The 26,589-nt window shown below is 39.5% G+C and carries 17 protein-coding genes; 3 read left to right on the top strand and 14 right to left on the bottom strand.

Translation table 11 applies throughout. The features are described from left to right. Positions 1-5: 5 nt before the first annotated feature. The 14 genes from RGQ13_RS19620 to RGQ13_RS19685 all read right to left on the bottom strand — a co-directional run bounded on the left by RGQ13_RS19620 (position 6) and on the right by RGQ13_RS19685 (position 21,840). Positions 6-200 (bottom strand): helix-turn-helix transcriptional regulator, encoded by a 195-nt coding sequence (locus RGQ13_RS19620; RefSeq protein WP_348391420.1) that lies wholly within the window; start codon positions 198-200, stop codon positions 6-8. After that, entirely contained in the window at positions 197-619 is a 423-nt protein-coding gene (locus tag RGQ13_RS19625) for a hypothetical protein (RefSeq protein ID WP_348391421.1), read from the bottom strand. The genes RGQ13_RS19620 and RGQ13_RS19625 overlap by 4 nt, the downstream gene beginning before the upstream one ends. A gap of 137 nt (positions 620-756) precedes the next feature. After that, entirely contained in the window at positions 757-1,953 is a 1,197-nt protein-coding gene (locus tag RGQ13_RS19630) for an alpha/beta hydrolase (RefSeq protein WP_348391422.1), read from the bottom strand. 258 nt (positions 1,954-2,211) lie between these two features. Next, positions 2,212-3,981, bottom strand: a complete 1,770-nt coding sequence (locus RGQ13_RS19635) for an alpha-amylase family glycosyl hydrolase (protein ID WP_348391423.1) — start codon at positions 3,979-3,981, stop codon at positions 2,212-2,214. 21 nt (positions 3,982-4,002) lie between these two features. Next, positions 4,003-6,183 (bottom strand): 4-alpha-glucanotransferase, encoded by a 2,181-nt coding sequence (malQ, locus tag RGQ13_RS19640; protein ID WP_348391424.1) that lies wholly within the window; start codon positions 6,181-6,183, stop codon positions 4,003-4,005. After that, entirely contained in the window at positions 6,183-8,312 is a 2,130-nt protein-coding gene (gene glgX, locus RGQ13_RS19645; RefSeq protein WP_348391425.1) for a glycogen debranching protein GlgX, read from the bottom strand. Before glgX ends, malQ begins: the two co-directional genes overlap by 1 nt. Before the next feature lie 6 nt (positions 8,313-8,318). Continuing rightward, positions 8,319-10,535 carry a 1,4-alpha-glucan branching protein GlgB gene (gene glgB, locus RGQ13_RS19650; RefSeq protein WP_348391426.1) on the bottom strand — a complete coding sequence of 739 codons (2,217 nt, stop codon included), beginning with the start codon at positions 10,533-10,535 and terminating at the stop codon, positions 8,319-8,321. A gap of 39 nt (positions 10,536-10,574) precedes the next feature. After that, positions 10,575-13,040 carry a glycogen/starch/alpha-glucan phosphorylase gene (locus tag RGQ13_RS19655; RefSeq protein WP_348391427.1) on the bottom strand — a complete coding sequence of 822 codons (2,466 nt, stop codon included), beginning with the start codon at positions 13,038-13,040 and terminating at the stop codon, positions 10,575-10,577. Positions 13,041-13,435: 395 nt separating this feature from the next. After that, positions 13,436-14,173 carry a PepSY domain-containing protein gene (locus RGQ13_RS19660; RefSeq protein ID WP_348391428.1) on the bottom strand — a complete coding sequence of 246 codons (738 nt, stop codon included), beginning with the start codon at positions 14,171-14,173 and terminating at the stop codon, positions 13,436-13,438. After that, positions 14,173-14,940 carry a PepSY-associated TM helix domain-containing protein gene (locus RGQ13_RS19665; protein WP_348391429.1) on the bottom strand — a complete coding sequence of 256 codons (768 nt, stop codon included), beginning with the start codon at positions 14,938-14,940 and terminating at the stop codon, positions 14,173-14,175. The genes RGQ13_RS19660 and RGQ13_RS19665 overlap by 1 nt, the downstream gene beginning before the upstream one ends. 11 nt (positions 14,941-14,951) lie before the next feature. Continuing rightward, positions 14,952-18,074, bottom strand: coding sequence for an efflux RND transporter permease subunit (locus tag RGQ13_RS19670; RefSeq protein WP_348391430.1), 3,123 nt, complete (start codon positions 18,072-18,074; stop codon positions 14,952-14,954). An 8-nt stretch (positions 18,075-18,082) separates the two neighbouring features. Then, a complete protein-coding gene (locus RGQ13_RS19675) occupies positions 18,083-19,393 on the bottom strand; it encodes an efflux RND transporter periplasmic adaptor subunit (RefSeq protein WP_348391431.1) in 1,311 nt (436 codons plus the stop codon). A gap of 59 nt (positions 19,394-19,452) precedes the next feature. Beyond that, entirely contained in the window at positions 19,453-19,833 is a 381-nt protein-coding gene (locus tag RGQ13_RS19680) for a hypothetical protein (protein ID WP_348391432.1), read from the bottom strand. Positions 19,834-19,908: 75 nt separating this feature from the next. Next, positions 19,909-21,840 carry an alpha/beta hydrolase family protein gene (locus tag RGQ13_RS19685; RefSeq protein WP_348391433.1) on the bottom strand — a complete coding sequence of 644 codons (1,932 nt, stop codon included), beginning with the start codon at positions 21,838-21,840 and terminating at the stop codon, positions 19,909-19,911. Positions 21,841-22,031: 191 nt separating this feature from the next. Here RGQ13_RS19685 and RGQ13_RS19690 point away from each other — a divergent pair, with 191 nt between their 5' ends. The 3 genes from RGQ13_RS19690 to RGQ13_RS19700 all read left to right on the top strand — a co-directional run bounded on the left by RGQ13_RS19690 (position 22,032) and on the right by RGQ13_RS19700 (position 26,270). Beyond that, complete coding sequence (locus tag RGQ13_RS19690) at positions 22,032-22,583, top strand: PH domain-containing protein (protein WP_348391434.1); 552 nt, start codon at positions 22,032-22,034, stop codon at positions 22,581-22,583. After that, positions 22,576-24,186: a PH domain-containing protein gene (locus RGQ13_RS19695; protein WP_348391435.1), complete on the top strand. Its 1,611-nt coding sequence runs from the start codon at positions 22,576-22,578 to the stop codon at positions 24,184-24,186. Before RGQ13_RS19690 ends, RGQ13_RS19695 begins: the two co-directional genes overlap by 8 nt. A gap of 143 nt (positions 24,187-24,329) precedes the next feature. Next, positions 24,330-26,270, top strand: a complete 1,941-nt coding sequence (locus tag RGQ13_RS19700) for a response regulator (RefSeq protein ID WP_348391436.1) — start codon at positions 24,330-24,332, stop codon at positions 26,268-26,270. The last annotated feature ends 319 nt before the right edge of the window (positions 26,271-26,589 follow it).

Genomic DNA, 26,589 nt, shown 5'->3' on the forward strand with positions numbered 1-26,589 from the left:
AAATTTTATCCTTCATCCTGAAATATTTGTTCAATAGATAACTCAAACAACCGTGCGGTTTTAAATGCTAACGGTAAACTTGGATCAAACTTACCTTTTTCTATCGCATTAACCGTTTGTCTGGAAACTTCTAGAGCATTTGCAAGATCTGCCTGCGTCCAATCTCGCTCAGCGCGCAGTACTTTTAAGCGGTTTTTCATCGATATTTTGCTCCGCCTTTAATAATCCCTATGCCGTAGGTTATACACATAACAATGACTAAATGTGAAATTTCAGGCTCGAAACCTATTAATTTGATATCCTCCAACAGCTCATAGCCTAAGCCTAAAACTAAACCAACACCTAATGAAAGAGCCATGGCTTCAGACTGAATTTTTTGCTGCATTTCATCTAAACCCTGTAGATACCTTTTGTTAGCGAAAATCATACCAAAACCAACACACACATTTACCAATACACCTATAACAGTCAGTAGAGTATCGAAGTCCCATATAAACCTAGGGGCAAATGCAGCGATTGCCGAGGTTATTACCCATGCTAATGTCCACATTCCCAACTTGAATGTATTTTTCTTGGTTCGTGCTTGCCACTCATTCGGTTCTGTTACTTGCTTATTCATAAGTCTACCTTGTTTGTCATAATGTAAAACGTACTTTACTTTCAGGTAGATTAAACCTCAACCAACCAGATGTCAAGCTCACTTTACATAAAGACAGGTAAACCTAACTAAAAGGCTTTGTAATAGGGTAAGTATTTTTATGACTTATTCAGCCATAATAAAATATCTTCTGTTCGGCTTCTCCAGCTAGGCTCATCATGGGTACCGCCTTGTATAATTTGATACCTTAATTCCGGTTTGTTAAAACCAGCCAACAAAAGTTCTTCGTAGACTTCTTGTGTTTCTTTAAGAATATTGTCACCAAATAGTCCAAATTCATTATCACCTATGTCTATATGGAACTTCATCGGGTATTTTTTTGGTGTTTGTTTAATGTAATCAATAAAATGAGAACCAACTAATCGTTTTAAAAATGCAGACGAAAGACAGGCAGCTTTAGATATTACTTCCTGATGACGTAAAGCGGTATAGCAAGAAATTAACCCTCCCATAGAGCTGCCCATTAAGCTGGTATATTCCCGCTCTGGTTTGCTGCGATATTGCTTATCAATACTCGGCTTAAGTTCATTAACCAACCAATCTGCAAACTCTGCACCTTTGGCCTCTGCCAAATGCTTACCATCTATACCATGCGCTACTTTATCGTCATCATTAAATGGTAAGTATTCCATTCGTCTGTTATCTCCAGCATGGTCTACTGCAACTACAATTGATGTTAAAGCTGATCCGTTCTCTGCAAACTTTTCCATCAGTTCGTCCATTTGCCATTCGCCAGCGTTTGCCGTTTTATCATCAAAAACATTTTGTCCATCGGTCATGTAAATAACAGGAAAACGCTCGTTAGAATCCTTGTAGTGAGGCGGTAAGTATATTCTTACCTTTCTTTGTCCTTTAAATGTAGGTAATTCAATATCCTCAACTACTACTGTACCAACAACCGTACTTGGGGCTTCTTTAGTCGACAAGTCGGTCCAGTCGGCGACTTCAATATTAATAACTTGTGTATGACCACTAACAGTATAATTTCTGTTATCTCGGTTAGCGCCAGTATCCGAAATTTCAACGGTGTCCCAACTTCCCCGGGTTACTTTAAAGTTAAGTATTTTTCCTTTTTCAAAAGTTGGGAAATTGTATTCAAATATACCGTCTCCCTTTGCTGTCATTTCAAAGCCGTCTGCAGTCGGATCCCAGCTGTTGAAATCGCCGCCTAATGTGAGCTTAGAATGTTGTGGCGTGTTTTCTGGTACTTTTACAATGAGGGTAATTTCAGAATTATTCGGGCTGCAAGCGCAAAGGCTGATAATTGAAATTAACAAGATAATATAACGGAACATAACAGTTTCTCAGTAAACGTTTTTCATAACATTAACATATTAAATTATGAAATCTCTTTGCGTACCTATCCATACGTATGCAAGGGCGTTTTATTTTAGAGGTAAGGGAACAGATAAGTGCCGTATGCTATAAATCATCTTCTGCAGCTAAGCGCGAGACTGCGTTTATATAGCGTATAAAGCCAAGAATAAATGTAGACTAATATTCAGGAAGTCAGGGTAACTGAACTGGTTCTGCTACCCTGATTTTTCTTCAACCTATTTATATGCTTTATAAATGGCGTAGCTCAAAGGAGCTAAATTAATGGTTACGACCCCGTCTTGTTCGTCTTTATCTTTCGCTAATACAACTGGTTCAAAACCTTTGTATGAAAGTGTCATGGTTTGGCTTTGATCTGTCGTTGCCGTATTTGCAACAATTAAGTATTGGCCATTTTCATCAGTGCGAGTAAAGGCATAAAGTCCAGGGGTTTGCTGCGAGTATACTTGCTCTTGCTTACCATGACGAAGGGCTTCATGCGCTTGGTATAAATTCCCCAAACTTACCAAATCTTGATAAAGCACATGGCTTTGGTCAAAGTTGGCATCAGCCGTTGTCGCATCTGTACCAAGTAAGTCATCATCATTATAAATATCGACCTTTGAAGGCATCATATCTTGGCGTGAATTTTTATCATTACCGTCACCGACAAAGCCTTGTTCGTCGCCATAATAAACCACTGGAATACCTCGAGAAAAATACATTAACGCATTAGACAATTTCACTCGTGCCAGTTTTTCAGCTTCGCTCATATCAGGATTTTCTCTATCAAGAATGTGAGCAAAGCGGCCCATATCATGATTACCAGTAAAGGTAACCAGCATGCTAGCATCACTGTCTTCATCTTGATAATAATGATCACCGTTAAAAAGGGCTTCTAATTGATCAGTGCCTTCATGTTCAACCAACGCCTTAGCGATAGCGCCTTGCAGGGCAAAATCTAAAATTGATTGCATCTTGCCAGTAGTGGTAAATGTGCTTAGAAATTCTGGGGTAAAATCGTAGACTTCACCAAACATAAAGAACTGTGGAATACCCAATGATTTAGCATGTTCAACAATGGCAGGAGAAAACTCTGTCCAAAACTCCATATTCACATGTTTAACCGTATCAATCCTAAAGCCGTCAGGTTTAAATTCAGACACCACGCCTTTGAACACCTCAATTAAACCAGAGATCACTTCTGGGTTTGCAGTATCAATATCATCAAGGCCAGCAAAATCACCGTAAATAGCGCTTTCACCTTCCCAAGTACTGTCGCCTTGGTTGTTGTAATACTTAGGGTCATTTAACCACTGCGGCGTTTTAATGTTTTCACTGCCCTCGGGGATAAATACCGAATATTCATCACCGTTCGCTACTTGCTCTAAGGTTTTGTAATCACATAACCCAGGCTTTGCACCAAGCCATTGTTTACCGTCTTCACCATGACACTCTTTAAACTTAATAACATCGGCACTGTGATTGGCAATAATGTCAAAAAACACCTTCATATTAAGTGCATGTGCTGCATCAATTAAATCTTTCAAGTCTTGATTAGAGCCTAAATGTGGGTCGATTTCGGTAAAATCTAGAACCCAGTAGCCATGATAACCAGAGCTGTCGCCCTGCACTGCTTGGTTACGCATTATTGGCGTCATCCAAATTGCAGTAATACCCATGTTTTGTAAATACGGCAGCTTTTCTTTTAAGCCGATAATATCACCGCCATGATAATGACCGTTGCTTGTTGGATCAAAGCCACCTTGCGACTCTAAAATAGTGGCCGAGCCATTATCATTACTGCTATCACCATTATTAAAACGGTCAGGCATAACAAAATAAAAAATTTCATCACGGATGTCGCGTTCTAAATAATGTGGTAGTTCGGCACTGATTTTTGCTGTTTTTATCTGAGTTTCAACTTGCGTCGTTTGCTTATTTGCAGAATCACAAGCACTTAACGTTAAGGCACAAAACCCTAAAAATGTGGTTTTTATTATATTCATAATCTTTCCTATGCCTTAAGGTTACCCTTTTGGTCGTTCCTGATTCATTACATCAACTAAATTGTTCATATCTTGGTGTTGCCAAAACTCTTCAATGGTAAATGGCAAACGGCGACGCCAATTTGGGTGCTCATCTATTGTACCAGGTATATTTACCTGCTCTGTTAAGCCTAAAGCATCTTCAAGTGGTACCAATAAAATACGACTTGGCGCTTTAGCCAAAAATGCTTGTACAGCGCGTGCGAGTTCAGAGTTCATCACCGCAGGCTGTGTTTGCGGGAAATTCTCTTTGCTAAGCACACCTTCATATTCAAGCGCACCAAGCAATTGTTCACGGTCAGTCACCCGAGAATTGCGCTCATCAATACCCATTTGTTCATTCGGGTATAAATTTAATTCTTGGCGCCATTTCAAATCATTCCCCGTCCACCAACCGGCAATGGTTGATAAGTCATGAGTAGAAACCGTTACCATTGATTGTTCTGAGTAAATTTCAGGACGGAAAAATAAGCCATTATCCCAACGTTCAAAAAATAACACTTTATAAGACAGTAAGCCTGCCGATGACATAATGTCACCAAAGCCATCAGGCACGTTACCTAAATCTTCACCAATAACCACACAGTTATTACGACGCGACTCTAACGCAATGATGCGGAATATATCTTCCAGTGGGAAGGTAATATAAATACCTTGGTCAGCTGCCATACCGGGCGCAACCCAATATTGACGCATTAATCCTAATACATGATCAATACGAAGAGCCCCGGCATGACGCATATTGCTGCGTAACGCTTTAACTAACGGCATATAGCCTTTTTCTTGCAGTGCTACCGGATTAATCGGCGTTAAGCCCCAGTCTTGTCCTAGGGTATTCATCGCGTCAGGTGGAGCGCCAACCGCAGCGCCAGACACATAACTGTGTTTATCGGCCCATACTTCTGCGCCACTGCCATCACAACCAACCGCTAAATCTAAATATAACCCTACTGGCATATCATCAGACTTCGCTTGTGCAGCTGCGTCGCCCAATTGGCTATCAGCAATAAATTGTAAAAATTGAAAATAGCCAATACGCTCAATATTGTCTTTTTTAAATTGCTCAACCTCAACACTGTGTGGGTCTTGAAACTCTATTGGCCAAGCTTTCCAGCCATAGGCATGCTCATCAATGGCGCGAAAGTGCTCATAAAGAGCATCAAATGTCGCTAATTCGAATAAGTCATCGCCCATTTCAGTAACGAAGGTTAAATACTGCTTAGCAAATTTTGTATTTTTCGGTAAATGGTTAGCAACAAAGTCTTTGTATAATAATTCCATTGCTTGCAGCTTAAGATACGCTGCATGTGGGTAATCAATAAATTCTTGCTGGTTAGCTTGTGCAACTTGATCTTTAAAATCTTTCGATTTAACTAGGGTTTGCATTGGCTTACAGGTTGTAAAATTATCAACGCTGGTAACATCGATATAAAGTGTATTTAAAAAACAACGACTCGTTGGTGAATATGGGCTGATATGAGCAGGGTTGTTTGGGTATAACGGGTGTAAAGGATTCAAACCTATCGCTGTTACACCGCGCTGTGCTGACTGCTTTACCAGGTTTTTAAGATCGCCAAAATCGCCCATGCCCCAACTGTTGTCTGACTTAACCGAATACAACTGAGCAGCTAACCCCCACATACGATAATCTGCGGCATCATTTGGGTTATAGCACTTTTGCGGAGCAACAATCAGGTGACCGGTTGCGGTGTTTTCCCCTAAGCTAACCGATAAAGAGTGATAACCTTCTGGTAGATTAGGTAACACCACGGCAAGCTTTTTATATACCGTACCATTAACATCTTGCTCGGCAATAACACTCAGTTCAGCAACATCTACAACACCAGTTAATATGCTGCTATCTTCTTTTGATACAAGCCATTGTAGGTTACTGTTCAAATCAGCACTGGCAACGCTGATCCAGACGCTATGAACAGCCTGCTCTGATTTAACCATTTGCATTGCCGGTAAAAGCGAGATCCATGAGGCTTCACTTAACTGCTTCACACTCGCCAATATTGCCTCGTCGCAGTCAACGTTGTAATTCATTGCGGTGAGTAATGCTTTAAGCGCATCTTGGTTGGCAGCAACCGAGTTACCGTAACTATCAATATAACTGGAGTGAAAACCTACCTGTTCGGCAAGTTGTTGAATAGCTGTCATTATTGTATTCCCTGTGTATCATTTTGGCTGTATGTCAGTACCGAGCAACTAAACGCAGCAACAGATAACAAGGTGCTATCTATTAGTGTGTTAGTAATGTCGGCTTTGCTATCAGCGGTATTTATTATTTGCGACCAATTACCGGGCAAATTGGGTAATTGAAAATTACATGCCACGTCGTGGGCATTAAAAATTATTAACAAAGCATCGTCATTAGCAACGTTTGCTGTTTTGTTATTGTTGGTATCAGCCAACATCATGGCAAAACTCTTAAGCGCCTTGTTGTGCCAGTTGCTTTCGTCCATAGCCTCGCCATGGCAATTAAACCAACTGATATCCGGCAAACCTGTTTTGGCTGAAACTTGTTGCCCGTGTTGATAATTTAAGCGGTTAAGTAATGGGTGTTGCTTACGCAGCTTGATGAGTTGTTGCACAAAGTGAACTTGCTGTTCGTCTTGTTTGTCCCAGTTCAGCCAGGTAATTTCATTGTCTTGGCAATAGGCATTATTATTGCCATATTGACTATTATTGCGCTCATCGCCAGCAAGCAGCATTGGCGTACCTTGCGATAAAAACAGCGTCGCTAAAATATTACGTTTTTGTTGCTTGCGTATCTTATTAATGTTGGCATTAGTCGTTTCACCTTCAACGCCGTAATTACGGCTAAAGTTACTCTTGTGACCATCTCTGTTTTGCTCGCCATTGGCTTGATTATGACGTTGTTCAAACGTCACTAAATCATGGAGGGTATAACCGTCGTGAGTGGTTACCACATTCACGCTGGCATATGGACGTCGGCCGTGATGTTCGAAAATATCACCACTACCATGTAATCGTCGGGCAAATTCGGCGATCATGTTGTCTTCGCCACGCCAAAAACGACGCACGGCGTCACGATATCGGTCATTCCATTCATACCAATTTCCAGGAAATTGACCAAGCTGATAACCACCATGGCCAATATCCCATGGTTCAGCAATCAGCTTTACATGAGCTAAAACAGGATCTTGACGAAGCGCGGCAAAGAAACTTGAATGGCCATAAAAATTATCATTACCCTGTAAATCCTGACGACCTAATATGGGGGCTAAATCAAAACGGAAGCCGTCGATACCCATCACTTCAACCCAATAACGCAAACTGTCCATTACCAGTTGCAACACACGCGGATGAGCTAAATTTAATGTATTTCCACAACCTGAATGATTTATATAAAAACGCTTATCTTCTGCTTCTAAGCGATAATAGCTGGCGTTATCTATGCCTTTAAAACTGTACGTTGGCCCCATGTGATTGCCTTCGGCGGTATGGTTATAAACCACGTCTAATATCACTTGCATTCCGGCTTGGTGAAAGGCGTCAACCATCTGTTGAAACTCGGTTAAATCTTGCTGCTGACAATATCTGGGTTCAGGCGCAAAAAAGGCGATAGAGTTATAGCCCCAGTAATTTTTTAAGTCTTTTTCTAAGGCAAATGATTCATCAAAAAAGCCATGGATAGGCAAAAGCTCAACGCTGGTAACACCTAAATCTTTAAAATAATTAATTACCGATGGCTGAGCTAATCCTTTGAAAGTGCCACGCATTTCAACCGGTACAGTTGGGTTCAATTTAGTAAAGCCCTTTACATGAGCTTCGTAGATTATGGTTTCATTGTCGTTAACCGTTACTGCATTGTTTAAACCATCAAACGGCTCAACAACAACACATTTTGGCATGCAGGCGGCGTTGTCATTATTATCGATCATTAAGTCTTGCGCACACGAATTGATATCAAAACCATAGTGGCGTTCTGACCAAGTAAAGCTTTTATTTAATTGCTTCGCATAAGGGTCGAGCAATAATTTAGCCGGGTTAAATCGATGGCCATTATGCGGTTCATAGGGACCATGCACTCGATAACCGTATAAGGTTCCCGGCTGTATTTGTGGTAAATAACCATGCCAAACTTCATCGGTATATTCGGTTAACTCAACTCGGCTTAATTCGGTTTCAGTAACATTGTCGAACAAACAAAGTTCAACCTTAGTCGCGTTGGCAGAAAACAGGGCAAAATTAGTACCGCTACCATCAAAGGTTGCACCTAAAGGATAATGTTTACCGGGATTTACCAACTTAGCTAAGGTCATCAATAATTAACCTTGTAACTCAAACATAACAGTCGCAAGTGGCGGCACAGTGATTTCAATTGAATCTGTACGTCCTTGCCAAGGTCTGTTTGTTGATTGTGCGCCTAACGGGTTACCAACATTACTACCACCATAAATGGCTGCGTCTGAGTTGAATATTTCTCTATGATAACCGTCTTTTGGCGTACCAACACGAAATGCATGCTGTACTGTTGGGGTAAAGTTACACACCACTAAAACTGGATTTGTACCATCTTGGCCATAACGCACATAGCTATAAATAGATTGCTCAGCATTATCATGATCAATCCAATCAAAGCCGTCTTTTTCACAATCCAGTTGATGCAAGGCTGGCATGGATTTATAAAGGTGATTTAAATCTTTAATTAATTTTTGCACGCCTTTATGGTTGTCGTTTTCCAGCAAATGCCAATCTAAGCCTTGATCGAAGTTCCACTCAGCTCGTTGACCAAATTCGCAGCCCATAAATAATAATTTTTTACCGGGATGAGACCACATAAAACTGTAATAAGCGCGTAAGTTAGCAAATTGTTGCCATTCATCACCGGGCATGCGCGTTAAAATAGAACCCTTACCATGCACCACTTCATCGTGACTTAGCGGTAGTACAAAGTTTTCATCAAAGGCATACACCAAGCCAAAGCTCAATTCATTATGATGATGTTGGCGATATATAGGTTCACGTTTCATGTACTCAAGCGAGTCATTCATCCAGCCCATGTTCCACTTATAACCAAAGCCTAATCCGCCCTCACTTGTTGGGCGTGAAACACCCGGCCAAGAGGTTGATTCTTCGGCTACGGAGAATGCACCTGGATAGTCTGCGTACAACTCTTCATTAAACTCTTTTAAAAATGCCTCGGCTTCTAAATTCTCATTACCGCCATGTTCATTTGGGATCCACTCGCCATCGGCTCGGCTGTAATCCAAATACAGCATTGAAGCAACTGCATCTACTCGAATGCCATCAACATGATAAGTATCAAGCCAATGCATGGCACTAGATCGTAAAAAATTTGCTACTTCAGTACGGCCATAATTATAAATTAACGTGTTCCAATCAGGATGAAAGCCCTTACGTAAATCTTCATGTTCATACAAACAAGTGCCATCAAATTTTGCCAGGCCATGTTCATCGATGGGGAAATGACCAGGTACCCAGTCAATCAATAAACCAAGGCCGGCGTTATGGCAGGCCTGTACAAAATATTTAAAATCTTGCGCACTGCCAAAGCGTGCGGTAGGGGCAAACAATCCAACCGGTTGATAACCCCAGGAGCCATCATAAGGAAATTCGCTTACCGGCATGAGCTGAATATGAGTGAAGCCCATATCTAATGTGTAAGGAATTAAACGTTCGGCGATATCTCGATAGTTTAAAAACTCATTATTTTGGTCACGTTGCCAAGAGCCTAAATGCAATTCGTAAATTGAAATCGGGCTGCTTCTATCATTGCGTAGCTGACGCGAATTCATCCACTGTTGATCATTCCAATTGAATTCTACTTCTGCAGAAATTACTGATGAAGTTTCAGGACGCATTTGAGCTTGCACGCCGTACGGGTCTGCTTTTAATGGTAGTAAATTACCGTTATTGTCTTTTACTTCAAATTTGTAATGACAACCTGCTCTGACAGGAGAATATGCTGAATCTTCAGCAATAAAAATCTCCCATAAACCACACTCCATACGTTTGCGCATTGGGTGTAAGCGACCATCCCAATTATTGAAATCACCTACTACGGCAACATGACTGGCATTAGGTGCCCAAACAACAAATGACACGCCTTGCACGCCATCATGTTCAACACAATGAGCGCCAAGCTTTTGGTATAGTTTTTTATGTTTGCCTTCATTAAAAAGGTAAATGTCTAAATCGTCTAATACTGGTGTGCAACCAAATGGATCTGTAATGATTCGCTCACCAAGCTCTGTTTTAACTTTTAACTGATATGAAAAACGCTTTTTACGACGAGTAGCTTTGCTAAAAAAACCACTATCATCGAGTTTATCTAACTTGGCAATTACCTTGCCGTTTTCATCTAACAACGACACTAGGCTTGCGTCAGGAAAAAACGTATTTATCTGCAAGTAACCTTTACCATTAGCATGCAAGCCTAAAAAGCCATAAGGGTTTGAGTGGCTTGCACTGGCTATTGCCTGCACTTCACTCAACATTTTGGCTTGAATATCATTTTGCATTAGCTTTTTTCCTAACGATGCCATTGTTAAACATCTGATTTAACCCTGTGAACTCATTGGCGTTAACTTCCAAATATTGTCTACGTAATCTTGAATAGAGCGATCTGACGTAAACTTACCCATTTTGGCAGTATTAATTATTGCCATTCGTGCCCAACGCGCTTTATCTTTGTAGGCTTTATCAAGGGCAATATTAGCCTTGGCATAATCAGCAAAATCGGCCAACAATCGGTATGGGTCGCCACCATCAAGTAAACTGTGCGCTATTGCCGACAATTCACCCGGCTTACCCGGAGTAAAGTAATCGGTATGCAACCAGTCTAAACAGGCTTTAATTTCTTCATCGTTGTTGTAGTAGTCATATGGGTTATAACCATTAGCTTCTAGCGCTTTGATATCATCAACAGTGTTACCAAAAATAAAGATATTGTCATCGCCCACTTCTTCGGCAATTTCAACATTGGCGCCATCTAGCGTACCAATAGTTACCGCGCCGTTAAGCGCTAACTTCATGTTACCAGTACCTGATGCTTCTTTACCGGCGGTAGAAATTTGCTCAGAAACATCGGCGGCAGGAATAATTTTTTCTGCAAGGGTGACGCGGTAGTTCGGCATGAATACCACTTTTAACTTACCCTTGATACGGTCATCATTATTAACTTTGTCAGCTACTTTGTTAATCGCGTAAATGATCTCTTTGGCTAAGTAATAACCAGGTGCCGCTTTTGCGCCAAAGATATACACTCTTGGATGCATGTCGTAATCAGGATCTGCCAATAATCGGCGATATAGAGCAAGAATGTGCATGAAGCTTAAATGTTGGCGTTTGTATTCGTGTAAACGTTTAATTTGCACATCAAAGATTGCATCAGGGCTCACTTCAACACCAGTACTTGCCAAAATCTCCTCAGCAAGCTTTATCTTGTTATTGTGTTTTATCGCCATAAACTTTTGCTGAAACTTTTCATCGTCAGCAAATTTAGCAACGCTACTTAGCGACGATAAATCTTTCGCCCAATCGACTTTTACCTTGCTGTCTAATAATTTAGAAAGTTCTGGATTACAGGCTTTTAACCAACGACGCGGCGTTACACCATTAGTCACATTGGTTAGCTTTTCAGGGTATAGCTGGTCGAATTCTGGAAATAAATCACTTTTAACCAGATCGGAATGAATTTGTGCAACACCATTAACTTTGAATGATGTTACGACACATAAATGCGCCATACGCACCATTTGCGTTTCACCTTCTTCAATTAACGATAAACGACGACGCATTTGGTCATTGCCAGGCCACATCTTCGATACTTCTTCATTCAAGAAATATTCATTAATCGAAAACAATAACTCTAAGTGACGTGGTAATACCTTGTTGAATAAGTCTACCGACCATTTTTCCAGAGCTTCTGGTAATAATGTATGGTTAGTATAGGCAAAAACCTTTCTACACATGGCAAAAGCATCAAGCCAGGCAAAGTCGTACTCATCAATTAAGGTGCGCATCAGCTCTAAAATAGCGATAGTAGGGTGAGTATCATTTAATTGAATAGCTACTTTATCGGCAAACTGTGACCAATCATTACCATGTTGCTGGGAATAACGTTTGATGATGTCTTTAACTGAACAAGCACAAAAAAAGTATTGCTGAATAAAGCGTAGTTCTTTACCTGCATCGGTTTCATCATTTGGGTAAAGTACTTTTGAAATAGTTTCGGCATGATTTTGCGCTGAATGCGCATCTTGATAATCGCCAGAATTAAACTGCTCCCAATCAAAATGACTGGATGCACGCGACTCCCATAAGCGCAAGACGTTTACGGTTTTAGAGTTATAACCAACAATAGGAACATCCCAAGGCACACCTTTAATAGTTTGACCGCTATGCCATACCTTTTTCACACTGCCATCTGTATTGGCAATGGTTTCGACATGACCAAATAATGGAATATTTTGCACCGCCTCTGGACGACATACTTCCCAAGGATTTCCATATTCACGCCATTCATCCGGTGTTTCAATTTGACGACCTTGATGAAATTGTTGCTTGAATAAACCGTGTTCATAATGAATCCCATACCCTACGGCATTGAAATCCATGGTTGCCAGTGAATCTAGGAAACACGCAGCTAAACGACCTAATCCGCCGTTACCAAGAGCTAAATCATGACCTTCTTCAAAGATGTCTTCAATTTCAAAACCAAGGTTAGCAACGGCTTTTTGAGCAACATCGAATAAGTCTAAGTTATGCAAATTGTTCGATAACATGCGACCCATCAAATACTCTAGTGAAAGGTAATTAATTGAGCGGCTTTTATGTTCTTTATGGTATTGATTGGTTTCAGTTAGTTTTTCATAAACTACTTCGTTTACTGTTAAGCAAACGGCACGCAAAACCGCTGTTGGGTCTTGCTGATAATCTGTTTGAGAGGAAGTAAAGTTTAAGTGCTGTAATACTTTCTTTTTAAACTGCGCTGCAGTTAACGGCTTTTTAATTGCTGTAGCCATAATAAATAGGTTCTCTTTAGAAATTAAGCAGAACAATCCTCAATGCTTAATATTGGTAATTTTACAACCGCGCTATCAATGCAATAAAACTGTTCAGTTTTTTAGCGGTTGCCCATAAAATTGGCAATTTAATAATCTACCTATAAAGTTACGACAAATTAACAATTCTGTGCAAATGACTACATACGTATGCATAGCCAAAATGCCATGCATACGTATGCAAAATCAGATAAAACACGGTTGTGATTCATTAATTAGAAGAAAACAAATTAGAAGTTGAATAAATTGCGACGAGATTTTAATTTTTGTCGTTTGGTTTCGAAGAGATTTTGGTGATTAAACTACCCAAATTAAAAGATTAACTTGGGTAGTTTAATTGATGCATAGTTTATAAATTATTTACTACGACGATTAGAGCGTTTTTTTATTTTGTATTGGCCTTTGGTGGCTAAATGTATTGTCCAAATAAGCCCTGTTAATGATAACCATAAAGTAATAAAAGCAAACAACATCATTTGCACACTATTAAAACTGCCTACATTGCCATAGTCCATAAAATGCAGCATAAAGAAAAAGTCGGCAAAACGCTTATCATCATCACTATGACCTACAACGCGCCCCGAGCCAGCTTCGATATAGACACTGCTATTAATATCATCGGCGAAATTTATTTGCCACGAAGCATTTTTTTGCTTAGGAAAATCATCTAGAGGGTAGTGTAAAAGCTTCGTTGAGATAACCTCTCCTGGCCCAGTATATGACTGTTTTGCCAATTTTACTGCCAGTTCATTATCTACAATGACTTGCTCACCAGTATAGGCATTAATCAATGTATAGTGGTTCTCGAAGTGCTTATACAACCCCTTAGTGTGGGTTAACAAATAATATGGCTGTTCAAGTAATTGCGTTTGCACTAACGATATACTCGCCTTGTTAGCTTGCAATACAGATAATGGCTCTACTAATAATGCCTGCTCAACTTCAACATGCTGATGCGCACGGTTTTTAAAAGTATTACCTGCTGCCTTGGTATGGTCCATCATATTAAAAAATATACCACTGAGTAACCAAAGCAATAATTGAATGCCAATGATCACTGAAACCCATTTATGAATTTTTCTAACTAACCTCATTAGCTGCGACCTTCTAACTTAACTGATCTGGTGATCTTTCTTTTACCATTCGCTTTAAACACTCGAAAGTAAGTCAGGATCAGACCGCTAATTGCGGCAATAATGCCAAACAATGCAAAGCAAAACAGTAATAAATTTTCGATATTCTCACCATCGTCATAGTCCATTACATGAAAACGGAACATCCAATCAAATAGTCGCCAAAATTCATGTCGTTTACCAACCAACTTACCAGTTTGCGCCGACACGTAGATTGAGGGAGAGCCAAAATCATCAAAATTAATTCGCCATGCGGGCAAGGCTCGGCGGCTTAATTCAAAAGGAGGGTTTTCAGTGATAAGCTCTACGTCGAGTACATGACCTTCGCCTGAATAATAGTACTTTGCAGCATTAATCGCCGTTGCTTGCTTTAATGGTGAAAGCAATTTTCCATTACTGGCATCAACTAAATGGCGCTCATCTTTGCTGGTAAAAGAATACACTTCTTTATCGATAAACTTACCAACACTGACATTCGTTGCATCAGGGTACTGTTCACGTAACTCCTTAACAGAATAATGGATATTATCGACATTAATTTTATCTTGATGATTAACAACCAAGCTATCGCCATGAATATAATCAATATCAAAAAACACCATATACGCGCCGCTTACCGACCATATAACAAATTGCACGCCGCAAAAGAGCATCAACCATTTATGATATTTTCTTGCTGTATTTACCAAGCTTTTTGGCTTTCTTTTTTCAGAGGTGTAAAAGATCAACAGTACTAGCCTTATTTTTTAAATGCTGCTTTATTTAACAGATAATACGCACAAGGGATCACCAGCATGGACACTAACGGGCTCACAATCATACCGCCAACCATAGGTGCAGCAATGCGTTGCATTACTTCATTACCGCTGCCGCTACCAAGCATGATAGGTAATAAACCGGCAATAATGGTTAACACTGTCATGGCTTTTGGCCTTACACGCTGCACGGCGCCATACTCAATTTTTGCGAGTAAGAATGCTCTTGTTGGTTCTGTGTTAGTTGCTAATGCTTGGTTCAAATAAATAAGCATAATAACGCCAAACTCTGCAGCGACACCAGCCAGAGCTATCATCCCTACAGCCAATGCTACCGACATTTGATAGTCGAGCAAATAGACAAACCACAATGAACCAGCAAGGGCTACCGGCAGAGTGAGCATAACTAACAATGCTTGTTGTACTGAACTAAACGTTAAATAAAGTAGAATGAAAATGATTAATACGGTGATAGGCACCACTAATTGCATTTTTTCTTCTACGCGTTGCATATATTCATATTGGCCAGCAAAGCTGATCGCGTATTTAGCCGGTAAATCTACCTTAGTCGCTAACACTTGTTCGGCATTTTTAATATAGTCACCAATTGAAGTACCAGGTTCTAAGTCAACAAAGACCCAAGCAATGTTGCGACCATTTTCACTTTTCAGCATCGCCGGACCTTGCTTTATTTCAACGCTAGCGACTTGCGATAACGTTACCCAAGCACCACTTGGAGTTACAAATGGTAAATTATTCAAGCTATCTAAATGCTCGCGGTAACGTCTTGGGTAGCGCAAATTAATTTGATAACGTTCTTTGCCCTTCACTAATTCATCAACGTTAGCACCGCCTACAGCATACATAATGACTTGTTGAATGTCGTTGATGTTTAGCCCATATTTAGCCGCTTCAATTCGGTTAGGAACAATATCTATATAGCGGCCAGATTGCGCTCGCTCGGCATAAACACTTCGAGTTCCTTTAATGTCAGCTAATGCATTTTCTATATCTTCACCAATAGTTTCTAATGTAGCCGTTTTTTCACCCGAAATTTTAATTCCGACCGGTGTTTTTATTCCCGTAGAAAGCATATCTATACGAGTCTTTATTGGCTGTACCCAAGCATTAGTTAGCCCAGGAAACTGCACTTTTTGCTCCAGTTCAGCGATAATATCTTGCAGGGTTAGCCCTTCACGCCATTCACTTTGTGGCTTTAAAGTAATGGTGGTTTCTAACATAGTTAACGGCGCAGGATCTGTAGCAGTATCTGCCCGTCCTACTTTACCAAACACGGTATCAACTTCAGCGACGGTTTTTATTAAGCGATCGGTTTGTTGCAATATTTTTCCCGCCTCACTAATTGATACCCCTGGCAATGTTGTTGGCATGTAAAGTAAGTCACCCTCTTCTAACTCAGGCATAAATTCGCTACCCATTTTACTTATTGGGTAATAACTGGAAGCAGCTAAGCCAACCGCCAATAAAATCATTAACACAGGTACTTTTAATGAAACTCGTAACAACGGTCGATATAACCAAACAAGCACGCGATTTAATGGATTTTTATGCTCACTTGGCACTTTTCCCTTAATGAAGTAACCCATTAACACAGGAACCAAAGTAACCGACACTAATGCTGCAGCCGCCATCACTAAAGTTTTAGTGAAAGCTAATGGTGTAAATAACCGGCCTTCTTGAGCTTCTAAGGCAAATACAGGTAAAAAGCTAAAAGTGATAAGTAGCAGCGTTAAAAATAATGCAGGACCTACTTCGCTAGCTGCATTTGCCACTAAACGCCAATGTTTTTGGCCTTTCGCATACTCGCCATGTTGTTGATAATACTGCTGTAAATGTTTGTGTTGGTTTTCCACCATTACAATCGCGGCATCAACTAAAGCCCCTATGGCAATAGCAATGCCACCCAAACTCATTATATTGGCGTTAATGCCTAAGCGCTGCATCACAATAAAGCCAATTAACACCGATAACGGTAAACAAATTACCGCAACAAACGTAGAGCGTACATGCAGTAAAAAGGCAAAACAGACTAATACCACAACAATAATTTCTTCGAACAACTTCTCTTTAAGAGTGTTAACCGAACGCTCAATTAAAGTGGAGCGGTCATAAGTTGTGGTGATTTTAACCCCTTCGGGTAAACCTTGTTGTAACTGTGCTAGTTTAGCTTTAACCGCTTCAATCGTTTTAAGAGCATTCTCGCCATGGCGCATAACCACAATGCCACCAACAACTTCGCCTTCACCATCAAGTTCTGCAATGCCTCGGCGCATTTGCGGACCATGCCTGATTGTTGCAACATGCTCTAATAACAATGGAGTATTTTGTTCGTTATTAATCCCTAGTGGGATCAATTTTATATCATCAATACTTTGCAAATACCCTTTCGAGCGGATCATATATTCCGCTTCACTCATTTCGAGTACTGAACCACCAACATCGCCATTACCATTTTTAATGGCTTTTTCAATATCGGCTAATGTTAACCCGTATTGCATTAAACGTAGCGGTTCAACCACTACTTGATAGGTTAATTCCATGCCACCAACGGTCGCAACTTCACTAACACCGGCAACTGACTGTAACTCCAGTTTTAAAAACCAATCTTGCAGGGTTTTTAACTGCGATAAGTCATAGCCACCATCCGGTGCAGATAGCGCATATTGGTATACCCAGCCAACACCAGAAGCATCTGGGCCAAGTCTTGGTTTAGCGGTTTTAGGCAATATATCGGCAGCTTGATCAAGGTATTCCAGTACTCTAGAACGCGCCCAATATAAATCGGTGTCATCCTCAAAAATTACGTAAACGTAAGAGTCGCCAAAAAATGAGAAACCACGCACTGTTTTTGCTTTTGGTACCGACAGTAAAGTACTTGATAATGGATACGTCACTTGCTGTTCTACCAGTTCAGGAGCTTGCCCAGGGTAGGTTGTTTTAACAATTACTTGTATATCACTTAAATCAGGCAATGCGTCAAGCGGTGTATCAAGCATGGCTCGATAACCAAGTACCGCCAAAATGGTCGAAAATATCAGCACCAAAACACGATGTTTTAATGATTGATTTATCAAATAAGTTAACATCGTGCCTCCTAGTGGTTATGGGTATTGTTTTGAGGTTTAGCTGGCATGTTTTGATGATCCATATCTTTATGGTCCATCTCCATACCTTTATGCTCCATTTCTTGGTTCGACATTTGTTGGATAGCCGATTGGATATTAGCTTCCGAGTCTATTAAGAATTGCCCGGATGTAACTACAACATCATCGGTATTTAATCCTGAAATTATCTCGGCTCGACCTTGGCTTATGGTGCCAACAGCAACATGTTTAACGATAAACTTATCATCACTGGTTTTTACAATTACCCTATTTTGCTGTTCGGTTTGAATCAATGCCTGCACCGGTACATTAAGTACTTCATCGGTTGCGCCACCATAAATACGTACATTAGCAATCATTTCAGGTTTAAAGGCGCCATCAGGGTTGTCTAATGATAAACGCACTTTTAATGTTCTGGTGATCGGGTCAAGAGCAGGATAAATATATTCAACCTTACCTTCACGAGCAAAAATGCCCAACGCAGGCAAATCAAACTCTACCCATTTACCAGTTTTAACCCAGTCCATTTGATGTTCAAAGACATCGACTATTACCCATACTTTAGCGGTATCAGCCAGCATCATTAGCTCATTTTCAGGACTTACATACATTCCTTCACGAATATCTAACTTTGCAACTATGCCATTACTTGGTGCGTAATATGGCACTCGATAAAATGACTGATTACGCTGTTCTAACTTATTGATAAAAGCATCATTTAAACCCAGTAAATTTAACCGAGTTCGCCCACGTTTTTTCAGATTTTTTCCGACAGTTTGATCACGATATAAACTTAAATACTCATCTTGAGCGAGTAACAATTCAGGGGAGTAAATTTCATAAAGCAATTGGCCTTTTTTAACACTTTCACCTAGGGTTTTAACGGTTAATTGTTCAACCCAACCAGTGGTTCTAGGGTGCAAATGCACTTGGCCATTTTCATCATATTTAACCGAACCAAAGGTTTCGATAAAGCGCCAAAGCACTGATGTTTCAGCACGTTCGGTAGTAAGTGCCATGTTCTGTTGAATATGGCCTGGCACTGTAACTTCAACATTGGTATCGACTGAATGAGAACGAACGACTTCAACCAAATCCATACCGCATATAGGGCATTTGCCAGGATGGTCTTTAATAATATGCGAGTGCATAGGGCAAACATACTGACTAGCTTGTACGTCGGTTTGCTCAGTTAGCTTACTGAACTCTTCAGCAAGGTGCTCTTCTGCATGGCTTGTAATTGCCGGGTTAGAAAGCAGAACAGTTAAAACAATTAATTTAAAAATACGGGTAATACACATAATAATCCTCGTTCGGAAACGATAAAACAAAATAAAAAACTTATATCAATTTTTTGGGATTATGCGATTGGTGGAATCAACCACTCTTGCGTAGGCGCAGTTATTTTAGGGGGAAGATGAGATAAAATTCGATCATTAAAACCAGCGGCGTTAACGTGCATAGTATTAATCGGCAATGCACTTACACTACCCATGTATAGGTCGCAATCACTACAGTTGCTATGATCGACATTTACAATGCTTGCTTGTGCCTGTTGCTCACAACAATCATGGTCGCTCATGACTGATTTTTCAATGTTCATAACATGGCCTTCATGACCCGCCATTGACATCATTTGTGGTTGTTCCATTGCGCACACATGCACGTTCGCTTTCGCCACATTGGCAAAAGAAAAAGTCATCATAATTATTAATAAAATAAATTTACGCATAGTATTCATAGGACACACTATAAAAGATAAATCTTTCAAGAGCTAGAAATAAAGTTTCTAGCTCTTGAAACTTATAGCATGCAATTAATTGCCGATATGCTTTTTCAGGAATTTTTCTAAGCGTTGGTGCAGTTCAAATACATTATCAAGATCATAAAAACCATGACCTTCATGATCTTTCACCATTGATTCATATTTTATTCCGCGTTTATCTAATGCATCAGTTAATGCTTCATGGTGCTCAATTGGACAACGCGGGTCGTCCTCACCATGCACTAAAAATAATGAGGCTTTTAATTTATCTAAATGATAAATAGGAGAACGCTCTTTAACAAACTCTTCATCATATGCACCCCATGCTTCATCCATAAATTTTTCTAGTTCCGATACACCAACCCAGTCACTATATTTGGTTTGTAATGCAATGTCATAAATGCCAACGTATGGAATAGCACATTGATATAAATCAGGTTCTTTCACAACTGCCATCATAGACGCGTAACCGCCATAACTTGCACCAAAAATACAAATTCGATCCTTATTCGCAACACCCTGCTTTATTGCCCACAAAGTACCATCTGTTAGGTCGTCTTGCATTTCTGCGCCCATTTTACGGTAAGCGCTTCTTTCAAACTCTCGGCCACGGCCACCCGAACCACGATAGTTTATTTGAAGTACCGCGTAGCCTCTATTGGCCATAAACTGCACTCGAGGATCATATCTCCATTCATCTTTAACACCATAAGGGCCACCGTGTACATAAACAACCATAGGCAAGTCTTTCTTCTTACCTAGAGGCCTAGTTAAAAAACCGGTAATTTTTAAGCCATCTCTCGCTTCAAATTCAATTGGCTCCATTGGCGCAGTTAACTTTGAATCTACCCATTGTCTAGGACTCATTAAATAGCTAAGTTGCTCTTTGTTAAAATCATACATGTAAAACGTAGTGGGATGCCGATCAGACATGGTTTTAACAATCGCTAACCGTTTATCGTCTGTTAAACTGCTAATTCTAACAACTTGTTCAGGGAAAGAAGCGGCAAGCGAACGATATAACGTAGTTTCTTCACCTTTTAGGTCAAACAATTCAGTTTCTAGTTTACCTTTCTGGCGAAGCAATCCAATTAAATCATTTTTCTCGTTGATCAAAAAGCCATCTATCGATTCTTCACCTTCTATAAGGTAGACGAGTTCCATAGACTTATCTTTTACATTGTAATAATAAATTCCTTTACCCTGTGGACCTTTACTTGCAAAAACTTGCAAGCCTTTTTCATCAAATGTAGTAAGAGGCCAAAATGAGCCTTGTTCTTCACTTCTACGATCTATTTCTTTCCAACTATCACCATCGCTATCACGGTAATAAATAATTCTAAAATGCTCATCGTCCTCTTTGACGTTGGCAACTGAAATTCGAACCCTGTCGTTATCATCAATCATAAAAGAGCCTCTCTTTTTAGGGCTTTTGGCTACTTTACGAATTTTACCAGTATAAACATTGAGCTTATGCACATAACTGCGCTCTCTGTTTGATAGTTCAATCAAAATATTACGATCATCATCTTTAAGGCGGCTAAGAATTGTACTCTCTCCCCAAAAGTAAAAGCCATTGCCGTTAGGGCCAAGCAATTGAATTTTCTTGCTACCATCTATATTGCCGGCAAATAAGACCCCTGTTCCTCTAGGCTTATCTAGAGGGCCAGCCTGTGTACTCATGCTGGCATACACTCTTTCGTTGTTTAACCAACCAAACTCATGCAACTCACTTTTGTCTTTATTAAACGATAACAACTGAATTGGCTTCATTGTTTTACGCTCAAGAATGGCCAATTGAAACATGCCATCAATTTTGACTTTGCCGGCAAAGTGCTCACCGGTTGGTGATATTTTTAAATTGACAATATCGGAACGATTAAAGAAATATTCAAGTGGTAGTTTTTCTGTGGTTGATTTAGCGATTGAGATATTACTAAAAGCGATGAAAAACAAAAATGTGAGAGGGAAGTATTTGAGCAAAATGGTTAAATCCGTTTAAAAAAAATTATTATTTGTACACAATACCAATTTTCTTTTTAAGTTAAAATTTATTAATAATCTATTTATTACAAAATTTATTAAAAAATAATTGAATATTAATTAACAATTATAAATTAATCGTTATGCTATTAGCTAACTAATCAAAGTGCGCTAATAATAACGAGAACAATATGACCGAGCAGGTAAACGCCGAATTTTCTAATTTAGAAATAGCCAAAGATGATATGCCCAAGCTACAGGAGCTAAAATACACCGAGCTTTCTGAAAAATATGCACCTACACATAGATTGGTTAGTTTAGCTACCACCGTTATTGTAATGTTGATATTAGTATTTATCAGCTATCAGCCATTTGTAGAGACCCCTGAAAAGGTCATTAATACATTGCAATATCCCATTTGGGGAATTGGTACTTTAGGCTTAATAATCAGTCTGTATCACTCTCTTGCTGATCCGAAAAAACGCTATGCCCTAAGAGAACAAGATATTAGCTATCAATCCGGATTAGTGTTTCGAAAAACCGTTAGCCAGCCTATTTTAAGAGTACAGCATGTTGAGCTTAAACGAGGACCTATCGATCGCAAAGTTGGCTTGGCAAACCTACAAGTATTTAGCGCTGGTGGCGCCATGCACACCTTTGAAATTCCAGGGCTAGATGTTGAAACTGCAGAAGACATACGTCAGTTTATTTTGGCTCACAAGGATATTAACCTTCATGGATAAGCCGCTTAATTCGCCATTGGATGACACTAAAAATACTGCTGATGAATCCTTAGAACCGCCACTAAACGTGGCTCATGATTGGCAACGGATATCCCCTATTGCGCTAGTTTATTTTGTCTTAATGTTTATCAAAAATATTTTTGGCAACTTCATTTATGTCGCGCCAGCACTACTTATTGGTTACAACAAGGCCATGGAAGATCCAAGCTTTTGGTTGCCAGTTGTTTATGGTTTGTCTGCATTGTTAGGCTTGGCATCTTTGCTGAGTTATTACTTTTTTCAATATCGATTAACCAATCAACAAATTGAAATTCGCTCCGGCGTGTTTTCTAAAAAATACGTAAACTTGCCGTTTTCCCGTATTCAAAATGTGGAGTTAACTGAGCCACTTTATTATCGGCCGTTTGGCTATACCTGTATGCAACTTGATACTGCCGGTTCGGTTAAACAAGAAGCGAAAGTAGTTGCCCTTAAAAAAACATTTGCCCAGCAGCTTAAGCACGAAATTCTCGCTGCCCATCTAATACAAAGTGAGCAAGCAGAATCGCCAAGTCCTGAAAGTGCAGTTGATAATGAAGCACCTGTACCCAACGAAGGTGATGAAACAATACTCGACCGTCGAAATTTAGATGACTTGGTTATTCATGGATTAACTAACAACAGAGTGTGGATATTTTTAGGCGGCATGGCGCCGTTTATCGACCAAATTTCATCAACCATTGGCGAATGGCTAATGATGTTTGGCTTTAATGTGAACCAATATTTTGAATTTGAAGGTCGTTCAGGTTGGCAAATTGCTAGCACTGTACTTTCTACATTTTTAATCATTATGTTGATCATTAGTATTTTTTCAGTGCTTGGCTCAATCATCGCATTTCACGATTTTAAATTGAGTAAAATTGGTGACCGGTACATTAGACGCAGCGGTTTATTTACTAAAACAGAAGTCACCATGCGTTTATCTCGTTTACAAATGATTGTGCGCCAACAAGATTGGTTAGACGTAATATTGAGGCGAATCAACTTGAAATTTGAACAGTCTAATGCCAACTTTAACAATCCGCAAGCAGGCCAACTCACCAATAAAATCATTGTGCCATCGGTCACTAATAAAGAATGTCAGCATTTAATGCTTGATGCTTACCCTAACAATCAATTAAACGAAATTAAATTTAAACGTGTTCATCCACGCTTATTGGTTAGAAATATTTTCTTATTTTTATTACCTATAAGCAGTTTTGTTACTTGGGTTTTCATTGAAAATGAAAATATTGAGGGCTTACCCTATTTAGCCATTGGCGTTGCATTTATTGGCTTTTTAATGGTGATGCGATATCTACGTTGGGGATACGCGAAAGATGATAATTTTATTTATGTACGCCAAGGTGTTTTAGGCGTTGATTACTACACATTTCCTATTTACAAGATTCAGCAAGCCACATTTAAGCAAAGTTGGTTTTTAAAACGCAAACAGCTTTGTTCTATTGAATTTGTACTTGCTGCGGGGGCTGTTCACGTGCCTTATTTACCACAAGAAGGTGGCTTGGAATTAATTGATTTCAGCTTGTATGAAGTAGAACAGAGTAAGCGGAATTGGATGTAATAAGCTTATGCTTCTGCAATTTTTTCAGAGACTTACATAGCTAAATAAAAGCAAATTTGGAACTTTGCTATATACTGTTGTTATAAAATTAATAACACCATGCATTCAGTTAAATAATACCATGCATCAATAAGGTAGAGTCAATGAGTTCAAGTAATTCCATAACTCAGCCATCGATCAAAGTGTTTCAAGCAGTTCTAGATGCGCTACCTTTTTGTGTGTTCTGGAAAGATCGCAACAGTGTAGCTCTTGGATGTAATCAAGCACTCGCCGATGTTGCCGGATTAAAATCGCCAAAAGATTATATCGGTAAAACTGACTATGAATTGCCCTGGACGACAGAAGAAGCAGATTTTTTTCGAGAGTGTGATCGTCGAGTTATTGAATCAGGGAAAGCAGAATTAAATATTATAGAAAGTCAAAGGCAAGCCAACGGTAAAATTGCTTGGCTTGAAACCAGTAAGATCCCTTTAACCGATACGAATGGTGAGATCATCGGAATATTAGGAGCATTTCACGACATAACGGAACGAAAGCGACTCGAAGATGAGAATATTGCCAATCAAAAGTTAGAATCTCTAGGCACCCTAGCTGCTGGATTAGCGCATGATTTCAATAATATTTTAATGATGATTTTAGGTTCAAGTCAGTTAGCTAAACTGAAAATGGCTAACGGCGCTGACAACGCCGACATTGATGAACTGTTAAGCAACATTGAAAATGCCACATCACAAGCGTCGGTACTCACCGAAAAATTTATGAATTATTCTGAGCATGGCGCTGTTACCAAAACTGTCTGTAATCTCTCAGAAATGCTAGAAGAAATCACTTCTTTCATACAATCTAGTGTTAACTCTAAAATCAAATATGAGATCCATGACAATAAGGGCGACTTGTATGCCGATGTTAACCAAATTCATCAAGTGTTAAACAATCTTCTCATAAATGCAGCTCAGGCTTCAAAAAATAACGAAGATATCACTGTTGCTATCAAAAATTGTGAAGTGAATGGAGAAGATCTGCCAGACCTCCGCTCCGGTAACTATTTTGCAATTTCAATTAAAGATAATGGCATCGGCATACCTAATGAACATAAAGAGGATATCTTCAAGCCCTATTTCACTACCAAGGAGTATGGCCATGGACTAGGTCTAAGTTCTTGTTTAACCATAGTAAAAAATCATAACGGCACAATTACAGTTGAATCAGAAATCGACTTAGGATCTACATTTACTGTTTACCTGCCAATAAGAGGACAAAATCAACACATTGAGCCCATGCACCAACCTTTTTCAAATAATATAATGCCCGGCTCTGGACGTATACTTTATGTTGAAGACGATGCAAATACTCAGGAAGCTACGTTTGAAATGCTAAAAGAGTTAGGTTATCAGATACAATGTTTCTCTTGCGTACAACCTGCAGTTGATTTTATACAGCAACACTCTGATGATTTTGATCTAGTAATCACCGACTTCATCATCGGCAATGATTTACAAGGAGGCATTGAAATTCTCGACAGTGTAAGACAAATAAGAGCAGATTGCCCGGTAGTTTTGATCACCGGTTACTTTCAAAGTCTAGAAGAACGAGCAGAATCAAAACCTCAGTTTTCCTTTATTGCTCAAAAACCTGTTGGCATTGCTAAAATCAGTCAAATAGTGAATAGATTTATCTTAAGTACCAACAATGCTAATTCTACCAAGAAAAATCCAATAGCAACGAATGTTAAAACCATTCTTATTGTTGATGATGAGCCGTTAATTGTTCAGTTTTTAGCAACTTACCTCAATTATCACGATTATGAGGTTATTACCGCTAAAAGTGGCGAGATTGCTCTCAATAAACTTAATGAGCAGACTGTTGATTTAATCATTACCGATCAAAATATGCCTTACATGACCGGCATTGAACTCAGCCAGGAAGTTAAACAGTTATTTCCCAATATACCTATCATCATTAGCTCTGGTTATAATAAAGAAATTGGTGATCACAATATTGAAGAGTTTGGCGTTAGTTATTTTCATAAAAAAGGCTCTAATAACGAAGAGTTATTGAACTCCATAATTAAACTTTTGCCGTGAACACATTCCATCGTTTTCAACATGGATGTTGTATATGCATTATTGCATGGATGCTTAAATAATTGTCCCTGAAGTTACAAATCTATTGCCGTTTTCAACAAGGAAGTTGTGTATGCCATGATCACACGGATGTGAATGAATGGTCCATGGCAGGGGAGGATAAGCACTTCCCTGACTTTACAAACTTAATGCCGTTTTCAACAAGGAAGTTGCGTATGCCATGATCACATGGATGTGAATGAATGGTCCATGGCAGTTTGCATTCCATCATCCCTGAAGTAAAAAAAAGGGAAAGCATATGCTTTCCCAAAAAACCTCG

Source organism: Thalassotalea psychrophila (assembly GCF_031583595.1).
GTDB lineage: Bacteria > Pseudomonadota > Gammaproteobacteria > Enterobacterales > Alteromonadaceae > Thalassotalea_A > Thalassotalea_A psychrophila.

Bases quoted from the DNA above. Each gene is read 5' to 3' on its own strand.
- RGQ13_RS19620 (WP_348391420.1), bottom strand. From the start codon at position 200: ATGAAAAACCGCTTAAAAGTACTGCGCGCTGAGCGAGATTGGACGCAG.
- RGQ13_RS19625 (WP_348391421.1), bottom strand. From the start codon at position 619: ATGAATAAGCAAGTAACAGAACCGAATGAGTGGCAAGCACGAACCAAG.
- RGQ13_RS19630 (WP_348391422.1), bottom strand. From the start codon at position 1,953: ATGTTCCGTTATATTATCTTGTTAATTTCAATTATCAGCCTTTGCGCT.
- RGQ13_RS19635 (WP_348391423.1), bottom strand. From the start codon at position 3,981: ATGAATATAATAAAAACCACATTTTTAGGGTTTTGTGCCTTAACGTTA.
- malQ (WP_348391424.1), bottom strand. From the start codon at position 6,183: ATGACAGCTATTCAACAACTTGCCGAACAGGTAGGTTTTCACTCCAGT.
- glgX (WP_348391425.1), bottom strand. From the start codon at position 8,312: ATGACCTTAGCTAAGTTGGTAAATCCCGGTAAACATTATCCTTTAGGT.
- glgB (WP_348391426.1), bottom strand. From the start codon at position 10,535: ATGCAAAATGATATTCAAGCCAAAATGTTGAGTGAAGTGCAGGCAATA.
- RGQ13_RS19655 (WP_348391427.1), bottom strand. From the start codon at position 13,040: ATGGCTACAGCAATTAAAAAGCCGTTAACTGCAGCGCAGTTTAAAAAG.
- RGQ13_RS19660 (WP_348391428.1), bottom strand. From the start codon at position 14,173: ATGAGGTTAGTTAGAAAAATTCATAAATGGGTTTCAGTGATCATTGGC.
- RGQ13_RS19670 (WP_348391430.1), bottom strand. From the start codon at position 18,074: ATGTTAACTTATTTGATAAATCAATCATTAAAACATCGTGTTTTGGTG.
- RGQ13_RS19675 (WP_348391431.1), bottom strand. From the start codon at position 19,393: ATGTGTATTACCCGTATTTTTAAATTAATTGTTTTAACTGTTCTGCTT.
- RGQ13_RS19680 (WP_348391432.1), bottom strand. From the start codon at position 19,833: ATGAATACTATGCGTAAATTTATTTTATTAATAATTATGATGACTTTT.
- RGQ13_RS19690 (WP_348391434.1), top strand. From the start codon at position 22,032: ATGACCGAGCAGGTAAACGCCGAATTTTCTAATTTAGAAATAGCCAAA.
- RGQ13_RS19695 (WP_348391435.1), top strand. From the start codon at position 22,576: ATGGATAAGCCGCTTAATTCGCCATTGGATGACACTAAAAATACTGCT.
- RGQ13_RS19700 (WP_348391436.1), top strand. From the start codon at position 24,330: ATGAGTTCAAGTAATTCCATAACTCAGCCATCGATCAAAGTGTTTCAA.